This window comes from Pseudomonas sp. SMN5 (genome assembly GCF_052041925.1).
Lineage (GTDB): Bacteria > Pseudomonadota > Gammaproteobacteria > Pseudomonadales > Pseudomonadaceae > Aquipseudomonas.
The window spans coordinates 116,752-134,878 of the sequence record NZ_JBKGGX010000007.1 but is presented as its reverse complement, the minus strand read 5'-3'; the positions used below and the strand labels follow the sequence as shown (position 1 = coordinate 134,878).

Here is an 18,127-nt window from a genome sequence, read left to right as displayed (position 1 = left end):
GACGAATTACTTACGCAGTTCGACGCGACGGTTCTGAGCCCAGGACTGCTCGTCGTTGCCGGTAGCAACTGGACGCTCTTCGCCGTAGGAAACCAGTTCCAGCTGAGCTGGGGAAACACCTTGCAGTACCAGGTAGCGTTGAACGGCTTTCGCACGACGCTCGCCCAGTGCCATGTTGTACTCACGAGTACCACGTTCGTCGGTGTTGCCTTCCAGAACGACGCGAGCGCCGTTTGCTTTCAGGTCCTTGGCGTGAACGTCCAGAGCGCGCATGGCTTCTGGCTTCAGGTCCGAGCTGTCGTATTCGAAGTAGAAGGTGGTGATTGCGCGCAGAGCAGCTTCTTCGCTCAGGGAGCCGTCAACTGCACCAGTGTTAGCGCCGTAACCAGCGTTTGGATCAACAGCGCCTTCGCCGGCATTGTCGCCGCCTTTGGACGAGCAACCTACAGCTACAGCCATGGCCAGAGCCAGCGCAGCAAATTTACCAAACTTCAGCATTTCCATCGTGAAACTCCTAATGAACCCCAGTGTGTTAAGTAAAACGTATTGCGCCGCGTCAGTTCAGGTAAGGGGACCAGGACGGTTCTCTGACTTCGCCTTGTGCGGTAGGAAGCGGGAGCCTCACGCGTCCGTTGATGGACACGAGCATCAAGACTCCCCGGCCCTGCTGGCGGGTGGCGTAGATTACCATGGTGCCGTTGGGCGCAACAGTAGGTGACTCGTCCAGAGTGCTATCAGTGAGGATTTTTACGCTACCGCGCTGCAAATCCTGGGCCGCCACCTTGAAATTGGTGAAACCGTCCTGGCGATGGATCATCACCAGGGTCTTTTCGTCCGCCGACAGCTTAGGGTTGGCGTTGTAGTTACCGACGAACGTCACGCGTTCGGCACCGCCGCCACCGGCACTGGTCTTGTAGATCTGTGGCTTGCCGCCCCGGTCGGAGGTGAAGTAGATGGTCGAGCCATCCTTGCCCCAGAACGGTTCGGTGTTGATGCCCGGGCCATTGGTCACGCGCGAGATCGAACGCGAAGCCAGGTTCATCACGTAGATGTCCGGGTTACCGTCCTTGGACAGTACGAACGCCAGGCGCGTACCGTCCGGCGACCAGGAGGGCGCGCCGTTGAGGCCTTCGAAGTTGGTGATCTGCTCACGACGGCCGGTGTCGATGTGCTGGACGAAGATGCGCGGACGCTTCTGCTCGAACGAGACGTAGGCGATGCGTTTGCCATCCGGGGCAAAACGCGGCGACAGGATCGGTTCGCGCGATTGCAGCAGGGTCACCGCGCGGGCACCGTCATAGTCGGAGCGCTGCAGGGTGTAGCGGGTGTTGTTTTCCGAGAAGCGCTCGGCGGTCACGTAGAGCATGCGGGTCGAGAACGCGCCCTTGATGCCGGTGAGTTTCTCGAACGACTGGTCGGCGATGTAGTGCGCCATGTCGCGCAATTGATCGACGCCACCCGACACGCTGCCGGTCAGTACCTGCTGCTCGGTGGCGACGTTGAACAGGGCGTACTGCACCTGCAGGCGGCCGCCGGCCGGAACGATGCTGCCGACCATGATGTACTGGGCACCCAAGGCCTTCCAGTCACGGTAGATGACTTCGCTGGCCTGGGTCGGCAGGCTGATCATGTTCTGCTTCGGAATCGGTGCGTAGTAACCCGAGTTGCGCAGGTCGTTGCCGATGATTTCCGCCATGTCGTCGGGCAGGACGCTGCCGCCCTGCCAACCGAACGGTACCACCGCGATCGGGGTCGCCCGGTCGCTGCCGCTGGTGACCAGAATGTTCTTTTCCTCTGCTACCGCTATCCCTGCCAGGCAGCAGATAACGACGAGCATTGATCGAAGAAGGTTTCTCACAAGGCTAGATCCTCAGGTGTGAATGTCATCTTGAATGAACGATAGGGAGCGAAATCGCTCGGTTTCATTCCTTGCATTTCCGTCAATCGTCCAATGTTCTTGACCGCTGCGACCGCCGAAGCATCGAACGGGCCGTCACCGCTGGACTTGGCGACGCTGACCGAGGTAACCGTACCGTCGGGCAACATGCCGATTTGCAATACTACCGTCATGCCTTTGCGCGCCGAAGGTGGACGAGCCCAGCCTTCCGCCGCTCGGGCACGAATCAGATCATCGAAACTGCCGGCGACTTCGTCGCCCTGCTCGTCCGCCAAGGCCTGCTGGCGCTGCGGCGTGTCGGAAAGCAGATCCGCCAAGGCCTGGGCCTTCTTGTCTTCGGCAGATTTGCGCGCTGCGTCCTGGGCCTTTTTCTTGGCGGCGTCGGCGGCGGCTTTCTTCTTCGCTTCTTCGGCGACCTTTTTCTTCGCCTCTTCAGCTTCGGCTTTCTTCTTCGCGTCTTCAGCCGCTTTTTTCTTCGCGTCCTCGACAATCTTTTTCTTCGCTTCTTCAGCGGCCGCTTTCTTGGCCTCTTCTTCAGCGGCTTTCTTGGCTTCTTCCTCAGCCTTCTTTTTGGCTATATCAGCCAATTGTTTCTCTTCTGCCTTTTTCGCCTCGGCAGCTTTCTTCGCATCGTCGGCTTTCTTGGCTTCGTCAGCCTTCTTCGCTTCCTCCGCTTTCTTCGCCTCGTCGGCCTTGCGGGCTTCTTCGGCCTTTTGAGCGGCTTCCTCTTTCTTTTGTTCCGCAGCCTTGATCGCTTCCTGCTCGACCTTCTTCTGCTCCATCTGCTCGACTTCGGTCTGCCGCGCGGCAGACTTCTTGGCCTCACCGGCCAGCTTCTGGTTGGTCTGGGTCGTGGCCTGGCTCTTGGATTTGAGCTGGTACAACGTCGCCTGCACGATCGGCTTGGCCGGCGGCAACTCAGGCGTCATGGCAAAACTGACGAACAGCATGCCGAACACCAGCACATGCAGGCCGATTGCCAGGACACTGGGCCAGAAGTAGCTTTCCGAGGCAGAGGGCTCTCGCTGTTGCTGCATCAGGGGGCCTCGGTGATCAAGCCAACATTACCGACCCCGGCTTTCTGCAGACCGCCCATCGCGCCCATCACGGCGCCGTAATCCACGGTCTTGTCGCCACGGATGAACACTTGGGTACGCTTGCCGGCGTCGTTGCCGACACGAATGATCTTGGTCACCGCGTCAGTCATCTGCGGCAGGGTCATGGCCCGGTCCTGCTGCTTCTCCGTATCGACTTCGCTGCCAAGGTTCCAGTAATAGGTCTTGTCAGCCTTGATCGAAATGGTCAGGACCTGGGTGTTGTTGTCCTGCGGCAAGGCTTCGCTGGAAACCTTGGGCAGATCGACCTTCACGCCCTGGTTGAGCATCGGCGCGGTCACCATGAAGATGACCAGCAGCACCAGCATCACGTCGATGTAGGGCACCACGTTCATCTCGGCAACCGGCTTGCGCTTGTTTCGGGCTCGAGCGATTAAAGCCATCGGGAAATACCTGCTTATTCTTCGCTGGTGTGCACTTTACGGTGCAGGATCGCCTGGAACTCGTCGGCGAAGGTGTAGTAACGGCCGATCAGCGTTTCGCTGCGGGCAGAAAAGCGGTTGTAGGCGATAACGGCCGGGATGGCCGCGAACAGGCCAATGGCGGTGGCGACCAGCGCCTCGGCGATGCCCGGAGCCACGGTGGCCAGGGTCGCCTGCTGGGCGGAGGCCAGGCCACGGAAGGAGTTCATGATCCCCCATACGGTACCGAACAGACCGATGTACGGGCTGACCGAACCGACGGTGGCCAGGAACGGCAGGCTCTGCTCGAGCTTCTCTTCTTCCCGGGAAATGGCCACGCGCATGGCACGGGCCACGCCTTCCATCACGGCTTCAGGGTCTACGCCCGGTTGCTGGCGCAAACGGGAGAACTCCTTGAAACCGGCACGGAAAATCTGCTCGACGCCCGAGTCCGGATCCGGGTTGCTGCCCGCCTGGCGGTAGAGCTTGGACAGGTCGATACCCGACCAGAAGCGCTCCTCAAAGCTCTCCAGGGCACGGCGACCGGCGCGCAGCAGGTTGCTGCGCTGAAAAATCATGATCCATGAGGTCACCGATGCGGCTACCAGGGTCAGCATTACCAGTTGCACCACGACGCTGGCATTGCTGACCAGGCTCCACATGGAGGTATGGTCGACGACGTTAGCTTCCACGCTTTATCTCCTGCTCTGAGTGTGTACCCGCGCCGCTCACGCCGGCAAAGGCCGCACGTAGAGCTTCGGGAATGGCCCGGGGTTTCAAACTATGGGTGCGCACACAGGCCACCAAAAACTGCCCTTCGCAGAGCAGCACATTATCCGCAGCCCGCCTGACCTGCTGCTTGAAGCGCAGGCTGACGCGGTTCAATTCGACGACATCGGCTGTTACCACCAGTTCGTCGTCCAGTCGCGCCGGCGCGTGGTAGCGCGCTTCGCTGGAATGCACGACGAATAACAGGTCCTCCCCTGCCAGTGCGGATTGGGCGAAACCCAGTTCCCGCAGCCGTTCGGTTCGAGCCCGTTCCATAAACTTGAGGTAATTGACGTAGTAAACGATGCCGCCGGCATCGGTGTCCTCGTAATAAACGCGACAGCGATGTGCGAACGACTCCAGCCCGTTTTGCGCGCGCATACTCTAGTGCTTACTCCTCAGGTTGCCAATCGGCCAGGCAACTGTTTTTTCAATCTCGAATGCATTGACGCTCCAGACGTCGTCTGGGACAGCACGAGCTGGAAAAAAGTCAGCCTATCGAGCGCGTTCAATCGTCCACGGCATCGAGGAATTCGTCTACCACCGGCATCTCGCCCATTCGTGTCGGGATGTTTAAGCCAAAGTGCAGGTAGGCATGGCGCGTCACCACGCGCCCGCGGGGAGTACGCATGATATAGCCCTGCTGGATCAGGTACGGCTCCAGCACATCTTCAATGGTGTGACGCTCTTCGCTGATCGCCGCCGCCAGGCTGTCCACGCCCACCGGGCCACCGTCGAACTTTTCGATCATGGTCAGTAGCAAGCGTCGGTCCTGATGGTCGAAACCGCGCTCGTCGATATCCAGCAGGTTCAATGCCAGGTCGGCAATCGGCTTGGTGATGTGCCCCTTGGCCCGGACTTCGGCGAAGTCCCGCACCCGACGCAACAACCGGTTGGCGATCCGCGGCGTGCCTCGGGCCCGACGGGCCACCTCATAGGCACCCTCCGGGTCCAGCGGCAAGCCGAGGATGCCGGCCGAACGGCTGACAATCGTCGCCAGGTCGGCGTTGCTGTAGAACTCAAGGCGCTGGACGATACCGAAACGGTCGCGCAGCGGGTTGGTCAGCATGCCGGCCCGGGTGGTCGCGCCCACCAGGGTGAAGGGCGGCAGGTCCAGCTTGATGGAGCGTGCCGCCGGTCCTTCGCCGATCATGATGTCCAACTGGAAATCTTCCATGGCCGGGTACAGCACTTCCTCGACGATCGGCGACAGCCGGTGGATCTCGTCGATGAACAGCACATCATGGGGTTCAAGGTTGGTCAGCAGCGCCGCCAGGTCGCCCGGCCGCTCGAGGACCGGCCCCGAGGTGCTTTTGATCGACACGCCCATTTCCTGGGCAATGATGTTCGCCAGGGTGGTCTTGCCCAGGCCCGGCGGGCCGAAGATCAGGGTGTGGTCCAGCGATTCGCTGCGCCCACGGGCCGCCTGGATGAACAACTCCATCTGCTCGCGCACGGTCGGCTGGCCGATATAGTCCGCCAGGCTGACGGGGCGAATCGCCCGGTCCTGGACTTCCTCGCGGTCACGGGGGGCGCCCGTGGCGGCGATCAGACGGTCTGCTTCAATCACTTAAATCATTCCCTTCAGGGCACGACGAATCATGTCTTCAGTGCTCAGGCCTTTTTCCTTGATGGCGGAAATCGCCTTGCTGGCTTCCTGAGGCTTATAGCCCAGGGAGATCAATGCGGTCACCGCGTCGTTCTCGGCGTTGGCCGCAGGCATCGGTGCATCCGGCTGGTTCGGCACCAGCGCGAACATGGCCGGCACCGCTTCCCAAGCCTTGAAGCGGTCCTTGAGCTCGACCAGCAGGCGCTCGGCGGTTTTCTTGCCCACACCCGGCACCTTGGTCAGCGCCGAGGTGTCCTGGGACTGCACGCAACGCACCAGCTCGTCGACCTCCAGGCTCGACATCAAGGCCAGGGCCAGTTTCGGCCCTACACCATTGAGACGGATCAACTCACGAAAAAAGTCTCGCTCACGCTTGCCGACGAAACCATAGAGTAACTGCGCGTCCTCGCGTACGACCAAATGGGTATGCAGTGTCAGCGGCTCGCCGACCGACGGCAGGCGGTACAGCGTGGTCATGGGCACTTCCAGCTCGTAGCCCAGCCCATTGACATCGAGAATCAGGTGCGGCGGCTGTTTCTCAGCCAGGGTGCCGCGCAAGCGTCCAATCACGTTTCAGATCCTTGGGGGTTGGCCAACCACGGGCTGGCGAGTCGCTGCCCGCGCACATAAGGCCGACGACAGGCGCAAAATGCTCGGGCTCTTGAATAATTGCGCTGATGCTATCAGAGACGCAGGCGCCCGCCACGACTGCGTGCGGTTCCCAGGCCATGAGGCAACAGGCTGGAACGGGTGTGGGCATGGCAAATGGCGATGGCCAGGGCGTCGGAGGCGTCGATCTGCGGCTTGCTGACCAGCTTCAGCAGATGCATCACCATCATTTGCACCTGCTCCTTGTTCGCCGCGCCCGTTCCAACGACTGCCTGTTTGACCTGGGTCGCAGTGTACTCGGCGATTTCCAGGTTTTCTTCGGCACCGGCGACAATGGCCGCGCCTCGGGCCTGGCCCAGCTTCAGGGCTGAATCGGCGTTGCGGGCCATGAACACTTTTTCGATGCCCATGGTGACCGGCCCGTAGGTCTGGATGACCTCCCGCACGCCGCGATAAACAATCTGCAGGCGCTCGTGCAATTCGCCCGCGCCCGTGCGGATACAACCGGAAGCCACGTACACGCAGCCGCGTCCGGTATCGCGAACCACGCCATAGCCGGTGATGCGCGAACCGGGGTCGATGCCAAGGATTAAAGTCATAACGCCTGCGAAAAAAAGTGCGATGGCAAGAAGATGCAACTCATCAAAGGCCTACAGTGAACCCGTGGCGAGGGAGCTTGCTCCCGCTGGGCTGCGCAGCAGACCTTTTTGGGAGCGCTTCGCACTCCAGCGGGAGCAAGCTCCCTCGCCACAATGGTTTCAAACAAACCCTAAGGGAGCAGCATTACACCTGTCAGCCCAACTGCTCTGCCACCGACTCCGGGATATCGGCATTGGAATAAACGTTCTGCACGTCATCCAGGTCTTCGAGCATGTCGATCAGCTTGAGCACTTTCTCGGCGCCTTCAAGGTCCAGCTCGGCGCTGGTGGTCGGCTGCATCACGATCTCGGCGTCGGCAGGCTTGAATCCGGCCGCTTCCAAGGCGTTACGCACGGCGTAGAAGCTGGCGAACGAGGTGAATACGTCGAACGAGCCATCCTCATGACTGACCACGTCGTCAGCGTCGGCTTCCAGGGCCGCCTCTGTCAGGGCATCTTCATCCAGGCCGGGGGCGAAGCTGATCTGCCCCTTGCGTTCGAACAGGTAAGCCACCGAGCCGTCGGTGCCCAGATTGCCACCGCATTTGCTGAAGGCATGACGCACGGCAGCTGCCGTACGGTTGCGGTTGTCGGTCATGCATTCGACCATCACCGCCACGCCGCCCGGGCCGTAACCCTCGTAGGTCAGCTCTTCAACGTTGTCAGCCTCGGTCGCACCGGCGCCGCGGGCGATGGCCCGGTCGATGATGTCGCGGCTCATGTTGGCACCCAGCGCCTTGTCCAGGGCCAGGCGCAGGCGCGGGTTGGAACCCGGGTCGCCGCCACCCTGGCGGGCCGCGACCGTCAGCTCACGGATCCACTTGGTGAAGATCTTGCCTCTCTTGGCATCCTGACGTTCTTTGCGGTGCTTGATGTTCGCCCACTTGGAATGACCTGCCATAACTCGCTCCGGTTTTTCTTTGAAACATTGCCCGCCCTGCTGGCGCAGCAGCCGGCAATCGGAAATATCGACCCCAACGAAAAGGCGCATCCGAAGATGCGCCCTCAGGTGCCGGTCTTACTCAGCCTTGGGCTGTTCGCGCAGGCGAATATGCAGCTCGCGCAGCGCCTTGGCGTCCACTTCGCCCGGAGCCTGGGTCATGACATCGGCCGCGCTCTGGGTTTTCGGGAATGCAATCACTTCACGAATCGACTGGGCGCCGGTCATCAGCATCACCAGGCGGTCCAGGCCGAAGGCCAGGCCACCATGGGGTGGTGCGCCGAACTTAAGGGCGTCCAGCAGGAAGCCGAATTTCTCTTCCTGCTCCGCTTCGTCGATGCCCAACAGGCGGAACACGGCCTGTTGCATTTCCTTGCGGTGGATACGGATCGAACCGCCACCCAGCTCGGTACCGTTCAGGACCATGTCGTACGCGCGGGACAGAGCGGTCGCCGGATTGGCTTCCAGCTCCTCGGGCGAGCACTTCGGTGCGGTGAACGGGTGGTGCAGCGCGGTGAAGCTGCCGTCGTCGTTCTCTTCGAACATCGGGAAGTCGACGACCCACATCGGGGCCCATTCGCAGGTCAGCAGCTTCAGGTCATGACCCAGCTTGATCCGCAGTGCGCCCAGGGCTTCGCTGACGATCTTGGCCTTGTCGGCGCCGAAGAACACGATGTCGCCATCGACCGCACCCACGCGATCGAGGATCACGTTGAGGTTGGCCTCAGGGATGTTTTTCACGATCGGCGATTGCAGGCCATCGACACCCGCAGCGCGCTCGTTGACCTTGATGTACGCCAGGCCCTTGGCACCGTAGATGCCGACGAACTTGGTGTAGTCGTCGATCTGCTTGCGCGGCATGCTGGCGCCGCCCGGTACACGCAGGGCGGCGATACGGCATTTCGGATCGTTGGCCGGGCCGCTGAAGACCTTGAATTCGACTTCCTTGAGCTGGTCGGCGACATCCACCAGTTCCAGCGGGTTACGCAGGTCCGGCTTGTCGGAACCGTAGCGGCGCATGGCCTCTTCGTAGGTCATGTGCGGGAACTCGCCGAACTCCAGACCCAGCACTTCCTTGAACAGGTTGCGGATCATGCCTTCGGTCAGGCCCATGATGTCTTTTTCATCGAGGAAGCTGGTTTCGATGTCGATCTGAGTGAACTCAGGCTGACGGTCGGCACGCAGGTCTTCGTCGCGGAAGCATTTGGCGATCTGGTAGTAGCGGTCGAAGCCGGCAACCATCAGCAGCTGCTTGAACAACTGCGGCGATTGCGGCAGGGCGAAGAAGCTGCCGGGGTGGGTGCGGCTCGGTACCAGGTAGTCGCGGGCGCCTTCCGGGGTGGCGCGGGTCAGGATCGGCGTCTCAACGTCGAGGAAGCCGTTCTCGTCCAGGTAGCGACGGATGCTGGTGGTCATGCGCGAACGCAAGCGCAGCTTCTCAGCCATTTCCGGACGGCGCAGGTCGATGAAGCGGTAGCGCAGGCGGGTTTCCTCACCTACGTCGGAGTATTCATTGAGTGGGAACGGCGGGGTTTCCGCTTCGTTGAGCACTTCCAGCTCATAGCCCAGCACTTCGATCATGCCGGACGCCATGTTGGCGTTGCCGGCACCGGCCGGACGCAGGCGCACCTTGCCGGTGATCTTGACCACATATTCGCTGCGCACGCGGTCGGCGGTGGCGAAGGTTTCAGCGCGATCCGGGTCGAACACCACCTGGGCCAGGCCTTCACGATCACGGATATCGAGGAAAATCACCCCGCCATGGTCACGGCGACGATGGACCCATCCGCAAAGAGTAACTTCCTGACCTTCAAGGCTTTCGTTCAGTTGGCCGCAATAATGGCTGCGCATCATGGTAGTGGTTTCACTTCTCGTAATTCGACATTCGGTTGGAGGCCCTGCCCGTGCAAGAACTCGCGCGTGTTCAACTCAGTCAGCTTTGTCGCCACCGGCCAGGTTCTTCTTGGCGCCGGTCTTGAAATCGGTTTCGTACCAACCCGTGCCGCCGAGGCGGAAGCCAGGCATGGAGAGCATTTTCTTCAGTTCCGGCGCCTGGCAAGCAGGACAGTCGACCAGCTTTGCGTCGCTGATCTTTTGAATGACTTCCATCTGATGACCACAGGAAGCACATTGATAGTCGTACATCGGCATGGGGTTATCTCGGCGATCAGGTTACACCCGCAAGACTGGGCCTTGCGGCAAAGGGCGAGATTATAGCCATTAAATGCAGCCTGTGCAGCCGTAAGACCGCACAGGCTGCGCCGTCGGGTTGCGGACACCGCCGGGCTTGCGCGGTCAATGGCGCGCGGGGACTTCTATCCCGGTCTCCTTCAGGCTATGCACCACGCAGACCACTCTCACCAAGCCGCTGAAATTGCGCACCCCACCGTGACGCAGATGCACTTCCCGATCCACATGGGACAGCAAGGTGCTGATGGAGCAGCGGTTGAGCCGGGCCATATCGCCGAGGATGTTCCAATACACCTGCTCCAGCCGCAGACAGGTGGCGAATCCGTTCAGACGGATGGATCGGGCCCAGGGCCGGGCCAGCTGCATATCGAACCCCCTGACAAACGGGTCGACACTGATGGGTTGGAAGCGCCCCTGCACGCCCTCCCCGGGTTCTTTTCCTTGAATCATACCGTTGACACTCCTTTGCCATACGAGCCTGTGGGTTGGAATACCCGACCCGTGGTCCTATGGAAGCGCAACGGCAGCGCCAGTTCCAGATGACTTTATGACCATCGACGTAGGACAAGCCAACAGCAGGTGGGCGATGAATTACACGGTCCTACACCCGGCGCGCAGGTAATATCGCCCCCGTGGCGAGGGAGCTTGCTCCCGTTCGGCTGCGCAGCAGCCGTAGGACCTGTGTCTGACAAGGTTTGGGGCGGCTACGCCCGAGGCGTCGGACCGTCCCAGCGGGAGCAAGCTCCCTCGCCACGGAGCATATAACGGGTGCCTCTTATTGGCTTTCCAACAGCGAGCGCAGCATCCATGCGGTCTTCTCGTGCACTTGCATGCGCTGGGTCAGCAAGTCGGCGGTGGGTTCGTCGCTGACCTTGTCCAACAAAGGAAAGATGCCACGGGCGGTACGCGTCACGGCTTCCTGACCTTCGACCAGTTGCCGGATCATGTCTTCGGCGCCCGGCACACCTTCTTCTTCCTTGATGGAAGACAGGCGCGCATACACCGAATACGCACCGGGGGCGGGAAAGCCCAGGGCACGGATTCGCTCGGCAATCGAATCCACCGCCAGCGCCAGTTCGTTGTATTGTTCCTCGAACATCAGGTGCAGGGTGCGGAACATCGGCCCGGTGACGTTCCAATGGAAATTATGGGTCTTGAGGTACAGCACATAGGTGTCCGACAGCAGGCGCGAAAGCCCGTCGACGATAGACTTGCGGTCTTCTTCGCTGATTCCGATATCAATAGCCATGGTGGGTTGATCTCCTGGTGGTGATGAATTCGACAACGACCGTTCACTCTAGTGGATTTGGCCGCCTCCAGCCTGCGACAGATCGCCAGCCCTTCTGAACCGACAAGGCCGGGGCGCTGGCGGTTCCGACAGTCTCAAGAATTCAACGCCCTTTGCCTGACAGCTTCAAGCGCATGCCAGTCTTTCCAGCCGACGAACTGCGCGGCCCGCGCTCTCAACGGGTTTGAGAAGGCCCAGGCTTTACTGTTAAATAGGCAGTGTGTCGCTACGCCTATTCTTCCGGGCATGGCGCATAGGCTGACTCGGGTACGTGTCCACCGCCTCTTAATGTGTTCCGAAGCGAACCGCCCCCGACCAGCTCTTCCTTGTGATCTGTCTTAACCGTGAGCCAATCAAAATGTTGAAAATCGTCCACTTGCTAATGGGCGCAGCTGCCCTGCTGCTGTCCTTCATCCCTAGCCTGGGTTCCGAAGCCACACCTTACCTGCAACACCCCGACGCACTGTACCTGGCCTTCTTCGGCCTGCTCAACCTGACCCTCGCGCCTGTAATTCCGTACTGGAACAAAGGTCCACGTCATCAACTGCAAAACCTGGTCAGCGCCTTGCTCGTGCTGGCCGTTGCCTTGCAAACCCTGGCGCTGCTGGCGCCGATGCCGGAAATCGCCGGTCAACCGGCGATCCTGTTCAGCCTGGGTAGCGCCCTGCTCGCCGTGGCCCTGCACCTGGCCGTCAGCTTCTACAAGAAGTCGTCGCCAGCCGCCGCGCCGCAGAACTACGACATGTCCAACCGCGATACCGGCACCGTGAAGTGGTTCAACACGTCCAAAGGTTTCGGTTTCATCTCCCGCGACTCCGGCGATGACATCTTCGTGCATTTCCGGGCCATTCGTGGCGAAGGCCACCGCGTCCTGGTAGAAGGCCAGCGCGTGGAATTCTCGGTGATGAACCGCGACAAAGGCCTGCAAGCCGAAGACGTGATCGCAGCCCTGCCGCGTCGCTGATTCCCAAGCGCTAAAAAAAACCGCGGGCAGCCTAGGCTGCTCGCGGTTTTTTATGGTCTGCCAATCGACGCCAGGTCCGCCACTTCCTGTGGGAGCGGGCTTGCTCGCTATAGCGGTGGGTCAGTCGGTCGCAATGCTGGCTGATCCGCCCTTTTCGCGAGCAAGCCCGCTTCCACAAGGATTGCGGCGTTAGTAATGCGGAGGCGGCGCCTCCTCTTCAAAGGTTTCGAATTGCCCCGCCATCTCTTCCTGGCGCTTGAGCAACGCCGCCATTTGCAGCTGCAGCCGCTCGACTACACGCTGCTGTTCCACCAGCACGTCGTTCAAGGCCTGGATGGTGTCATCCTGAAACGCCAGGCGACTTTCAAGCTCGGTAACACGCTCCTCAAGATTCATGGCATCAGTCCTCCAGAAACTTGAAATCATCGGTCAGGGCCATCCGCAAGCGTTCGCGAACAGCCGCCACCTGCACCTCAGTATAAGGCCGCGCCGGATGTTTGCCCCAGACTGGAGCAGGCCAGGCGACATCATCACGCTTGCGTACGATCACATGCATGTGCAACTGGCTGACGACGTTACCCAAGGTGGCAACGTTCATTTTGTCGGCATCGAACGAATCTTTCAGGGTTTCGGCAAGCGCCGTGGTTTCTTTCCACAACTGTTGTTGATCGCCGTCATCCAACTGAAACAATTCGCTGATACTTTCCCGCCGCGGTACGAGGATGAACCACGGGTAGTTGGAATCATTGGACAGCAGCAACCGGCATAGCGGGAAATCACCGATCGGCAATGTGTCTTGTTGCAGTCGTGGGTCTAAGGCAAACACCGTGCGTACTCCTCGTTGATGATCCTGCCCGGACGAGCGGCCCTGGGGACTGCGTCGGGCACAGACCTGCAGCATACCGGCTAACCGCAGAAGGTTCACTGCGTAACGTCCAGGTCCGGAACAACCACTGGCTGCTGATGTATTTTGGTCCGGGAGTGCCATGAACCAGTGCAGCCGCGCGCCCCTATTCGGCGCATGGGTCATGCAGACAACCTGGGCCGCGCGGCTACATACCGCGACAGCTGTAGGAATTTCGTCCAGCCTGAAATTTTTTGCACCAAAACAGCACAGTGCGTCTACGCTCAGTGCACGAAGCATCCGGGATTTACTCACCGGATGGGGTGAACCGGTAACGTTTTTGGTTGTCTCGCGAAATTTCATACCGGCAACCATGACTATTGCGCAGCAGTCAACCCTATTTAAAACAAGGCCTTTGGGGCCCGGTTTCATGAGGTTTCACCGCGACCGCGAGCAAGATGTGAAAAAAATGTGAAGGCAGAATCGGATTTGAGCATGCTTGTTGCATTCAATCCGCACATCGTCTGGAAGGCCTGCCGGAGCGCAGACCGCCAGGAGTTGAAAAAATTAGAGTGGCAAGGCTGCCCAAGGAGCTTCAAACGCGGTAATGATGGACTCTTTATACCGATGCCGGAAAAAGAAAAAACAACATTAAAGTTGTGAATCCAAGTGCACGGTATCAGCCTAGATACGACATGGATCGAGCCATTGGCGACATGGTCGTAAAGAAGCTGAAAGGTTGTATGGGCAAGTATCGCCAATAGGGTCGGCGTGATATAAGTTTGCGCCGACACAAAAAGAAAGAGCCGCCCAGATAATAAAACAGGTGGGACGGCAGTACTCTTCTAAAACCAAAGGAGCAAATCACGATGCGCGTGATGAAGTGGAGCATGATCGCACTGGCCGTTGCAGCAGCAGCCAGTACCCAAATGGCTACGGCCGCACCGTTTGTAACTGACCAGTCTGAAGCCAAAGGCTTTGTGGAAGATGCCAGCGCCAAGCTGCTGCTGCGCAACTACTACTTCAACCGTGACAACAAAAACGGTGGCAACGATCAGAAAGACTGGACCCAAGGCATCTGGGGCAACTTCAACTCCGGCTACACCCAAGGCACCGTAGGCGTCGGTATCGATGCATTCGGTTACCTGGCCGTCAAACTGGACGGTGGCGACGGCACTGGCGGCACTGGCAACATGAGCCGCGACGCCGATGGCGATGTGAACGACAGCCAGGGCAAAGCCGGCGCGGCCATCAAGTTCCGCATCTCCAAGACCGAGCTGAAATTCGGCGACATGCAGCCTAGCACTTCTCCAGTGTTCGCAGTCGGTGGCTCCCGCATCCTTCCTCAAACTGCCAGCGGTTTCCAACTGCAGAGCAGTGAAGTCAAAGATCTTGACCTCGAAGCCGGCCACTTCTACTCGGGCACCAGCCAGGATCGCAACGCTCGTGACGGCGGTCTGTTTGCAAACTACGCTGGCGTGGAAGCCAACACCATCGACTACCTTGGCGGCAAATACGCCTTCAGCGACAACCTGAGCGCATCGGTGTACGGCGCCAAGCTGGAAGATATCTGGAACCAGTACTACGGTAACCTGAACTACACTATCCCTATGGGCGGTGATCAGTCGCTGAACTTGGACGGTAACATCTACCGCACCACCGACGCCGGCAGCGCCAAGGCTGGCGACATCAGCAACACCACGTTCTCCCTGGCTGCCGCTTACTCGTTCCTTAAAGCACACACCGTTACCGTCGCGTTCCAGAAAGTCAACGGCGACACTCCGTTCGACTACATCGGTGTAGGCAAGAACAACCGTGGTGGCGACTCGATCTTCCTCGCAAACTCCATCCAGTACTCTGACTTCAACGCCCCTAACGAGAAGTCTGCCCAGGTTCGTTACGACCTGAAGATGGCTGAGTACGGCGTACCTGGCCTGAGCTTCATGGCCCGCTACGTTAAAGGTTGGGATATCGACGGGTCCAAAATGGATGCCACCAGCCCATACAACGCCATCGGTTATGGTGATGATGGCAAGCATCACGAAACCAACTTCGAAGCCAAGTACGTGGTTCAGGCCGGCCCTGCCAAGGACCTGTCGTTCCGCGTTCGTCAGGCATGGCATCGCGCCAACACCGACCAGGCTGAAGGCGATATCAATGAGTTCCGCCTGATCGTCGACTACCCGATTTCGATTCTGTAATTGTCGAAAGTTAGTTCGCGGTAATCAAAAAAGGCCCATCTTCGGATGGGCCTTTTTCATTGTGCCTGGTTCATGGAAACCCTGACCAAAAGGTCAAGCAACTACCGAAGCATCATTGCACCGAAGAAGGTTCCTGGACGACCCGAATCACCCGCTGGGGAAACGGAATATCAATCCCGGCATCCTTCAAGCGGTCCCGGGCCTGTTCGTTGAGCATGAACATCACGCTCCAGTAGTCCGCGGTTTTCACCCAGATGCGCAACGACACAGTGATCGAACTGTCGCCCAGGGTGGAAATCACTGCTTCAGGTGCCGGATCGGCCAGTACGCGCTCGTCCTTTGCCAGATCCAGCAGCACCTGCCGGGCCTTTTGCAAGTCGGCCTGGTAATCCACGCCCACATCGAATACCACCTTGCGGGTCGGCTGACGATTGGTGTTGGTGATGATGCCGTTCGACAGATTGCCGTTGGGCACGATAACGGTCTTGTTGTCGCCAGTGCGCAGCACGGTGTGGAAGATCTGGATCGCATCGACCGTACCGGCAACGCCCTGGGCCTCGATCCAGTCACCGATGCGAAACGGACGGAACAACAGGATCAGCACCCCACCGGCGAAATTCGCCAGGCTGCCCTGCAGTGCCAGGCCGATCGCCAGGCCGGCCGCACCGATGGCCGCGACAAACGAGGTGGTTTCCACACCGATCATCGAGGCCACGCTAACGATCAGCAGTATCTTCAGGATGATATTCGCCAGGGTACTGATGAACCCTTGCAACGCCAGGTCAGCATTACGCAGGGCCAGCAGCGCGCCCAGCTTCTGGGTCACCTTGTTGATCAGCCACCAGCCGATGGCCAGGGTGACGATCGCCAGCAGCACGCGGCTGCCGTACTCCATGATCATTGGGATCCAGGCCTGGGAAGCCTTGACCAGGTGGTCCACTTCAGCGTTCAAGTCCATCGTGTTCTCCTTATCCTATTGCACGCGGCATTATGGCAAGGGCGCTTGCTCGCGCCTGGGTGCGTAGCGCCTATCTATAATAGGCTGCTACGCAGCCAGCGGGAGCAAGCTCCCACGCCACAGGGTCTTCATGTAACTGGAACATCAGTCACGGAAGTTATTGAATTGCAGCGGCATGCCGAATTCCTTGCCGCGCAAGGCAGCGATTGCTTCCTGCAAGTCGTCGCGCTTCTTGCCGGTCACCCGGACCTGCTCACCCTGGATGGCGGCCTGGACCTTGAGTTTGGCGTCCTTGATATGAGCGACGATCTTCTTGGCCAGTTCCTTGTCGATACCTTCCTTGAGCACGGCTTCCTGCTTCACCACCTTGCCCGACGCGTAGGCGTCCTTGACCTCGAGGCATTGCACGTCGATCTTGCGCTTGACCAACGCCAGCTTGAGGATCTCGATCATCGCCTCAAGCTGAAAGTCGGCTTCGGCGGTCAAGTTGACGGTCAGCTCCTTTTCCTTGAACTCGAAGCTGCCCTTGCCCTTGAGGTCATAGCGACGGTCGAGTTCCTTGACGGCGTTTTCAACGGCGTTGGTGACTTCGTGTTTGTCCAGTTCGGATACCACGTCGAATGACGGCATGTAGTGTTCTCCAAATAAAAAGGCGCGCCCGTAACGAAGGCGCGCGCTTGGCTTGTGGTTGAAATCGGGCTCATTATAACGGGTCTTTTCCAATCGACGCTGTGAGCCCTCAGATGCCTGCGCCAATCCGAGTAAAAAACTGATGTCCACCACTTGGCATGTCCTCGGTGCCGGCAGCCTTGGCACACTGTGGGCCACGCGCCTGGCCCGGGCCGGCCTGCCGGTGCGGCTGGTGCTGCGCAATGACGACCGGTTGCAGGCGTATGAGGCGGCCGGAGGCCTGACCCTGGTGGAACAGGGCCAGCCGCAATTCTACCCGGTGCCCGGCGAAACGGCGGACAGCTCCGAACCGATCCGGCGCCTGCTGCTGGCTTGCAAAGCCTACGATGCCGAAGCCGCGGTGGCTTCGGTGGCCCACCGCCTGGGCGCCGAGTCGGAACTGATCCTTCTACAGAACGGCCTCGGCAGCCAGGATGCGGTGGCAAACCGCGTCCCCCAGGCCCGCTGCATCAGTGCCTCCAGCACCGAGGGCGCATTTCGCGACGGTGACTGGCGCGTGGTGTTCGCCGGCCACGGCTACACCTGGCTTGGCGACCCCGCCCACCCGGTGCCGCCGTTCTGGCTGGACGACCTGAGCGCCGCCGGCATCCCCCACGAATGGAGCACCGAGATCCTCACCCGGCTCTGGCGCAAACTGGCGCTCAATTGCGCGATCAATCCGCTGACGGTACTGCATGACTGCAACAATGGCGGCTTGCGGGCGCACCATTGCGAAGTCGCGACCCTCTGCGCAGAGCTCACCGACCTGCTCGAACGCTGCGGCCAGCCGGCTGCGGCCGAGCACTTGCATTCGGAAGTCGAACGGGTGATCCAGGCCACCGCCGCCAATTACTCCTCGATGTACCAGGACGTCAAACATCGGCGCCGCACCGAAATCAGCTATCTGCTCGGCCACGCCTGCAAGTCAGCCCAACGCCATGGGCTGGTGATCCCGCACCTGGAACAGCTGCGACAGCGCCTGATTGCCCACCTGGACAACCTCGGATTGCCCAGCGACTGAGCAGCGGCTACGCTG

22 protein-coding genes are annotated in these 18,127 nt (G+C 59.9%); 4 read left to right on the top strand and 18 right to left on the bottom strand.

What is annotated here, in order from left to right; translation table 11 throughout:
• Positions 1-6: 6 nt before the first annotated feature.
• The 14 genes from pal to ACLEJR_RS09325 form a co-directional block, all read right to left on the bottom strand.
• A complete protein-coding gene (gene pal, locus ACLEJR_RS09390) occupies positions 7-504 on the bottom strand; it encodes a peptidoglycan-associated lipoprotein Pal (protein ID WP_003178634.1) in 498 nt (165 codons plus the stop codon).
• A 52-nt stretch (positions 505-556) separates the two neighbouring features.
• Positions 557-1,858 (bottom strand): Tol-Pal system beta propeller repeat protein TolB, encoded by a 1,302-nt coding sequence (tolB, locus tag ACLEJR_RS09385; protein ID WP_440799171.1) that lies wholly within the window; start codon positions 1,856-1,858, stop codon positions 557-559.
• Positions 1,855-2,934 carry a cell envelope integrity protein TolA gene (tolA, locus tag ACLEJR_RS09380; protein WP_440799173.1) on the bottom strand — a complete coding sequence of 360 codons (1,080 nt, stop codon included), beginning with the start codon at positions 2,932-2,934 and terminating at the stop codon, positions 1,855-1,857. The genes tolB and tolA overlap by 4 nt, the downstream gene beginning before the upstream one ends.
• On the bottom strand, positions 2,934-3,386 hold the full coding sequence (tolR, locus tag ACLEJR_RS09375; protein WP_161796096.1) for a protein TolR: 453 nt from the start codon (positions 3,384-3,386) through the stop codon (positions 2,934-2,936). Before tolR ends, tolA begins: the two co-directional genes overlap by 1 nt.
• 23 nt (positions 3,387-3,409) lie before the next feature.
• Positions 3,410-4,105 carry a protein TolQ gene (tolQ, locus tag ACLEJR_RS09370; RefSeq protein WP_440799175.1) on the bottom strand — a complete coding sequence of 232 codons (696 nt, stop codon included), beginning with the start codon at positions 4,103-4,105 and terminating at the stop codon, positions 3,410-3,412.
• A complete protein-coding gene (ybgC, locus tag ACLEJR_RS09365; RefSeq protein ID WP_440813473.1) occupies positions 4,095-4,562 on the bottom strand; it encodes a tol-pal system-associated acyl-CoA thioesterase in 468 nt (155 codons plus the stop codon). The genes tolQ and ybgC overlap by 11 nt, the downstream gene beginning before the upstream one ends.
• Before the next feature lie 127 nt (positions 4,563-4,689).
• Positions 4,690-5,751, bottom strand: coding sequence for a Holliday junction branch migration DNA helicase RuvB (ruvB, locus tag ACLEJR_RS09360; protein WP_041023877.1), 1,062 nt, complete (start codon positions 5,749-5,751; stop codon positions 4,690-4,692).
• Entirely contained in the window at positions 5,752-6,360 is a 609-nt protein-coding gene (gene ruvA / locus ACLEJR_RS09355; RefSeq protein WP_440813471.1) for a Holliday junction branch migration protein RuvA, read from the bottom strand.
• Positions 6,361-6,473: 113 nt separating this feature from the next.
• Complete coding sequence (ruvC, locus tag ACLEJR_RS09350) at positions 6,474-6,998, bottom strand: crossover junction endodeoxyribonuclease RuvC (RefSeq protein WP_063324612.1); 525 nt, start codon at positions 6,996-6,998, stop codon at positions 6,474-6,476.
• Between the two features lie 193 nt (positions 6,999-7,191).
• Positions 7,192-7,938, bottom strand: coding sequence for a YebC/PmpR family DNA-binding transcriptional regulator (locus ACLEJR_RS09345; RefSeq protein WP_018614256.1), 747 nt, complete (start codon positions 7,936-7,938; stop codon positions 7,192-7,194).
• 117 nt (positions 7,939-8,055) lie between these two features.
• On the bottom strand, positions 8,056-9,831 hold the full coding sequence (aspS, locus tag ACLEJR_RS09340; protein WP_440799180.1) for an aspartate--tRNA ligase: 1,776 nt from the start codon (positions 9,829-9,831) through the stop codon (positions 8,056-8,058).
• Between the two features lie 75 nt (positions 9,832-9,906).
• Positions 9,907-10,128, bottom strand: coding sequence for an FmdB family zinc ribbon protein (locus ACLEJR_RS09335; protein ID WP_245143008.1), 222 nt, complete (start codon positions 10,126-10,128; stop codon positions 9,907-9,909).
• A 144-nt stretch (positions 10,129-10,272) separates the two neighbouring features.
• Positions 10,273-10,617, bottom strand: a complete 345-nt coding sequence (locus ACLEJR_RS09330) for a ribbon-helix-helix domain-containing protein (RefSeq protein WP_440799183.1) — start codon at positions 10,615-10,617, stop codon at positions 10,273-10,275.
• Positions 10,618-10,942: 325 nt separating this feature from the next.
• Positions 10,943-11,416: a Dps family protein gene (locus tag ACLEJR_RS09325; RefSeq protein WP_440799185.1), complete on the bottom strand. Its 474-nt coding sequence runs from the start codon at positions 11,414-11,416 to the stop codon at positions 10,943-10,945.
• A gap of 397 nt (positions 11,417-11,813) precedes the next feature.
• Between ACLEJR_RS09325 and ACLEJR_RS09320 the strand changes: the two genes are divergently transcribed.
• Positions 11,814-12,419: a cold shock domain-containing protein membrane protein gene (locus tag ACLEJR_RS09320; RefSeq protein WP_440799187.1), complete on the top strand. Its 606-nt coding sequence runs from the start codon at positions 11,814-11,816 to the stop codon at positions 12,417-12,419.
• Positions 12,420-12,608: 189 nt separating this feature from the next.
• On the opposite strand, the gene ACLEJR_RS09315 is transcribed toward ACLEJR_RS09320, so the two are convergent.
• Together ACLEJR_RS09315 and ACLEJR_RS09310 are read right to left on the bottom strand one after the other, a co-directional pair.
• Positions 12,609-12,815 (bottom strand): SlyX family protein, encoded by a 207-nt coding sequence (locus ACLEJR_RS09315; protein WP_440799189.1) that lies wholly within the window; start codon positions 12,813-12,815, stop codon positions 12,609-12,611.
• Positions 12,816-12,819: 4 nt separating this feature from the next.
• Complete coding sequence (locus tag ACLEJR_RS09310; protein WP_440799216.1) at positions 12,820-13,245, bottom strand: HIT domain-containing protein; 426 nt, start codon at positions 13,243-13,245, stop codon at positions 12,820-12,822.
• A 513-nt stretch (positions 13,246-13,758) separates the two neighbouring features.
• On the opposite strand from ACLEJR_RS09310, the gene ACLEJR_RS09305 reads away from it, so the two are divergent.
• Together ACLEJR_RS09305 and ACLEJR_RS09300 are read left to right on the top strand one after the other, a co-directional pair.
• Positions 13,759-13,926, top strand: coding sequence for a hypothetical protein (locus tag ACLEJR_RS09305; protein ID WP_440799190.1), 168 nt, complete (start codon positions 13,759-13,761; stop codon positions 13,924-13,926).
• Between the two features lie 206 nt (positions 13,927-14,132).
• Complete coding sequence (locus ACLEJR_RS09300; RefSeq protein ID WP_440799192.1) at positions 14,133-15,464, top strand: OprD family porin; 1,332 nt, start codon at positions 14,133-14,135, stop codon at positions 15,462-15,464.
• 112 nt (positions 15,465-15,576) lie between these two features.
• Here the strand turns inward: ACLEJR_RS09300 and ACLEJR_RS09295 are convergent, their stop codons facing one another.
• Together ACLEJR_RS09295 and ACLEJR_RS09290 are read right to left on the bottom strand one after the other, a co-directional pair.
• Entirely contained in the window at positions 15,577-16,422 is an 846-nt protein-coding gene (locus ACLEJR_RS09295; protein ID WP_440799194.1) for a mechanosensitive ion channel family protein, read from the bottom strand.
• 144 nt (positions 16,423-16,566) lie between these two features.
• Complete coding sequence (locus ACLEJR_RS09290; protein WP_440799196.1) at positions 16,567-17,052, bottom strand: YajQ family cyclic di-GMP-binding protein; 486 nt, start codon at positions 17,050-17,052, stop codon at positions 16,567-16,569.
• Positions 17,053-17,194: 142 nt separating this feature from the next.
• On the opposite strand from ACLEJR_RS09290, the gene ACLEJR_RS09285 reads away from it, so the two are divergent.
• Complete coding sequence (locus ACLEJR_RS09285) at positions 17,195-18,112, top strand: putative 2-dehydropantoate 2-reductase (RefSeq protein ID WP_440813469.1); 918 nt, start codon at positions 17,195-17,197, stop codon at positions 18,110-18,112.
• Positions 18,113-18,127: the final 15 nt, after the last annotated feature.

Bases quoted from the DNA above. Each gene is read 5' to 3' on its own strand.
- ACLEJR_RS09330 (WP_440799183.1), bottom strand. From the start codon at position 10,617: ATGATTCAAGGAAAAGAACCCGGGGAGGGCGTGCAGGGGCGCTTCCAA.
- ruvC (WP_063324612.1), bottom strand. From the start codon at position 6,998: ATGACTTTAATCCTTGGCATCGACCCCGGTTCGCGCATCACCGGCTAT.
- ACLEJR_RS09345 (WP_018614256.1), bottom strand. From the start codon at position 7,938: ATGGCAGGTCATTCCAAGTGGGCGAACATCAAGCACCGCAAAGAACGT.
- ACLEJR_RS09290 (WP_440799196.1), bottom strand. From the start codon at position 17,052: ATGCCGTCATTCGACGTGGTATCCGAACTGGACAAACACGAAGTCACC.
- pal (WP_003178634.1), bottom strand. From the start codon at position 504: ATGGAAATGCTGAAGTTTGGTAAATTTGCTGCGCTGGCTCTGGCCATG.
- ACLEJR_RS09305 (WP_440799190.1), top strand. From the start codon at position 13,759: ATGCTTGTTGCATTCAATCCGCACATCGTCTGGAAGGCCTGCCGGAGC.
- tolA (WP_440799173.1), bottom strand. From the start codon at position 2,934: ATGCAGCAACAGCGAGAGCCCTCTGCCTCGGAAAGCTACTTCTGGCCC.
- ACLEJR_RS09325 (WP_440799185.1), bottom strand. From the start codon at position 11,416: ATGGCTATTGATATCGGAATCAGCGAAGAAGACCGCAAGTCTATCGTC.
- ACLEJR_RS09285 (WP_440813469.1), top strand. From the start codon at position 17,195: ATGTCCACCACTTGGCATGTCCTCGGTGCCGGCAGCCTTGGCACACTG.
- ACLEJR_RS09335 (WP_245143008.1), bottom strand. From the start codon at position 10,128: ATGCCGATGTACGACTATCAATGTGCTTCCTGTGGTCATCAGATGGAA.
- ACLEJR_RS09320 (WP_440799187.1), top strand. From the start codon at position 11,814: ATGTTGAAAATCGTCCACTTGCTAATGGGCGCAGCTGCCCTGCTGCTG.
- aspS (WP_440799180.1), bottom strand. From the start codon at position 9,831: ATGATGCGCAGCCATTATTGCGGCCAACTGAACGAAAGCCTTGAAGGT.
- ACLEJR_RS09300 (WP_440799192.1), top strand. From the start codon at position 14,133: ATGCGCGTGATGAAGTGGAGCATGATCGCACTGGCCGTTGCAGCAGCA.
- ACLEJR_RS09315 (WP_440799189.1), bottom strand. From the start codon at position 12,815: ATGAATCTTGAGGAGCGTGTTACCGAGCTTGAAAGTCGCCTGGCGTTT.
- ACLEJR_RS09295 (WP_440799194.1), bottom strand. From the start codon at position 16,422: ATGGACTTGAACGCTGAAGTGGACCACCTGGTCAAGGCTTCCCAGGCC.
- ybgC (WP_440813473.1), bottom strand. From the start codon at position 4,562: ATGCGCGCGCAAAACGGGCTGGAGTCGTTCGCACATCGCTGTCGCGTT.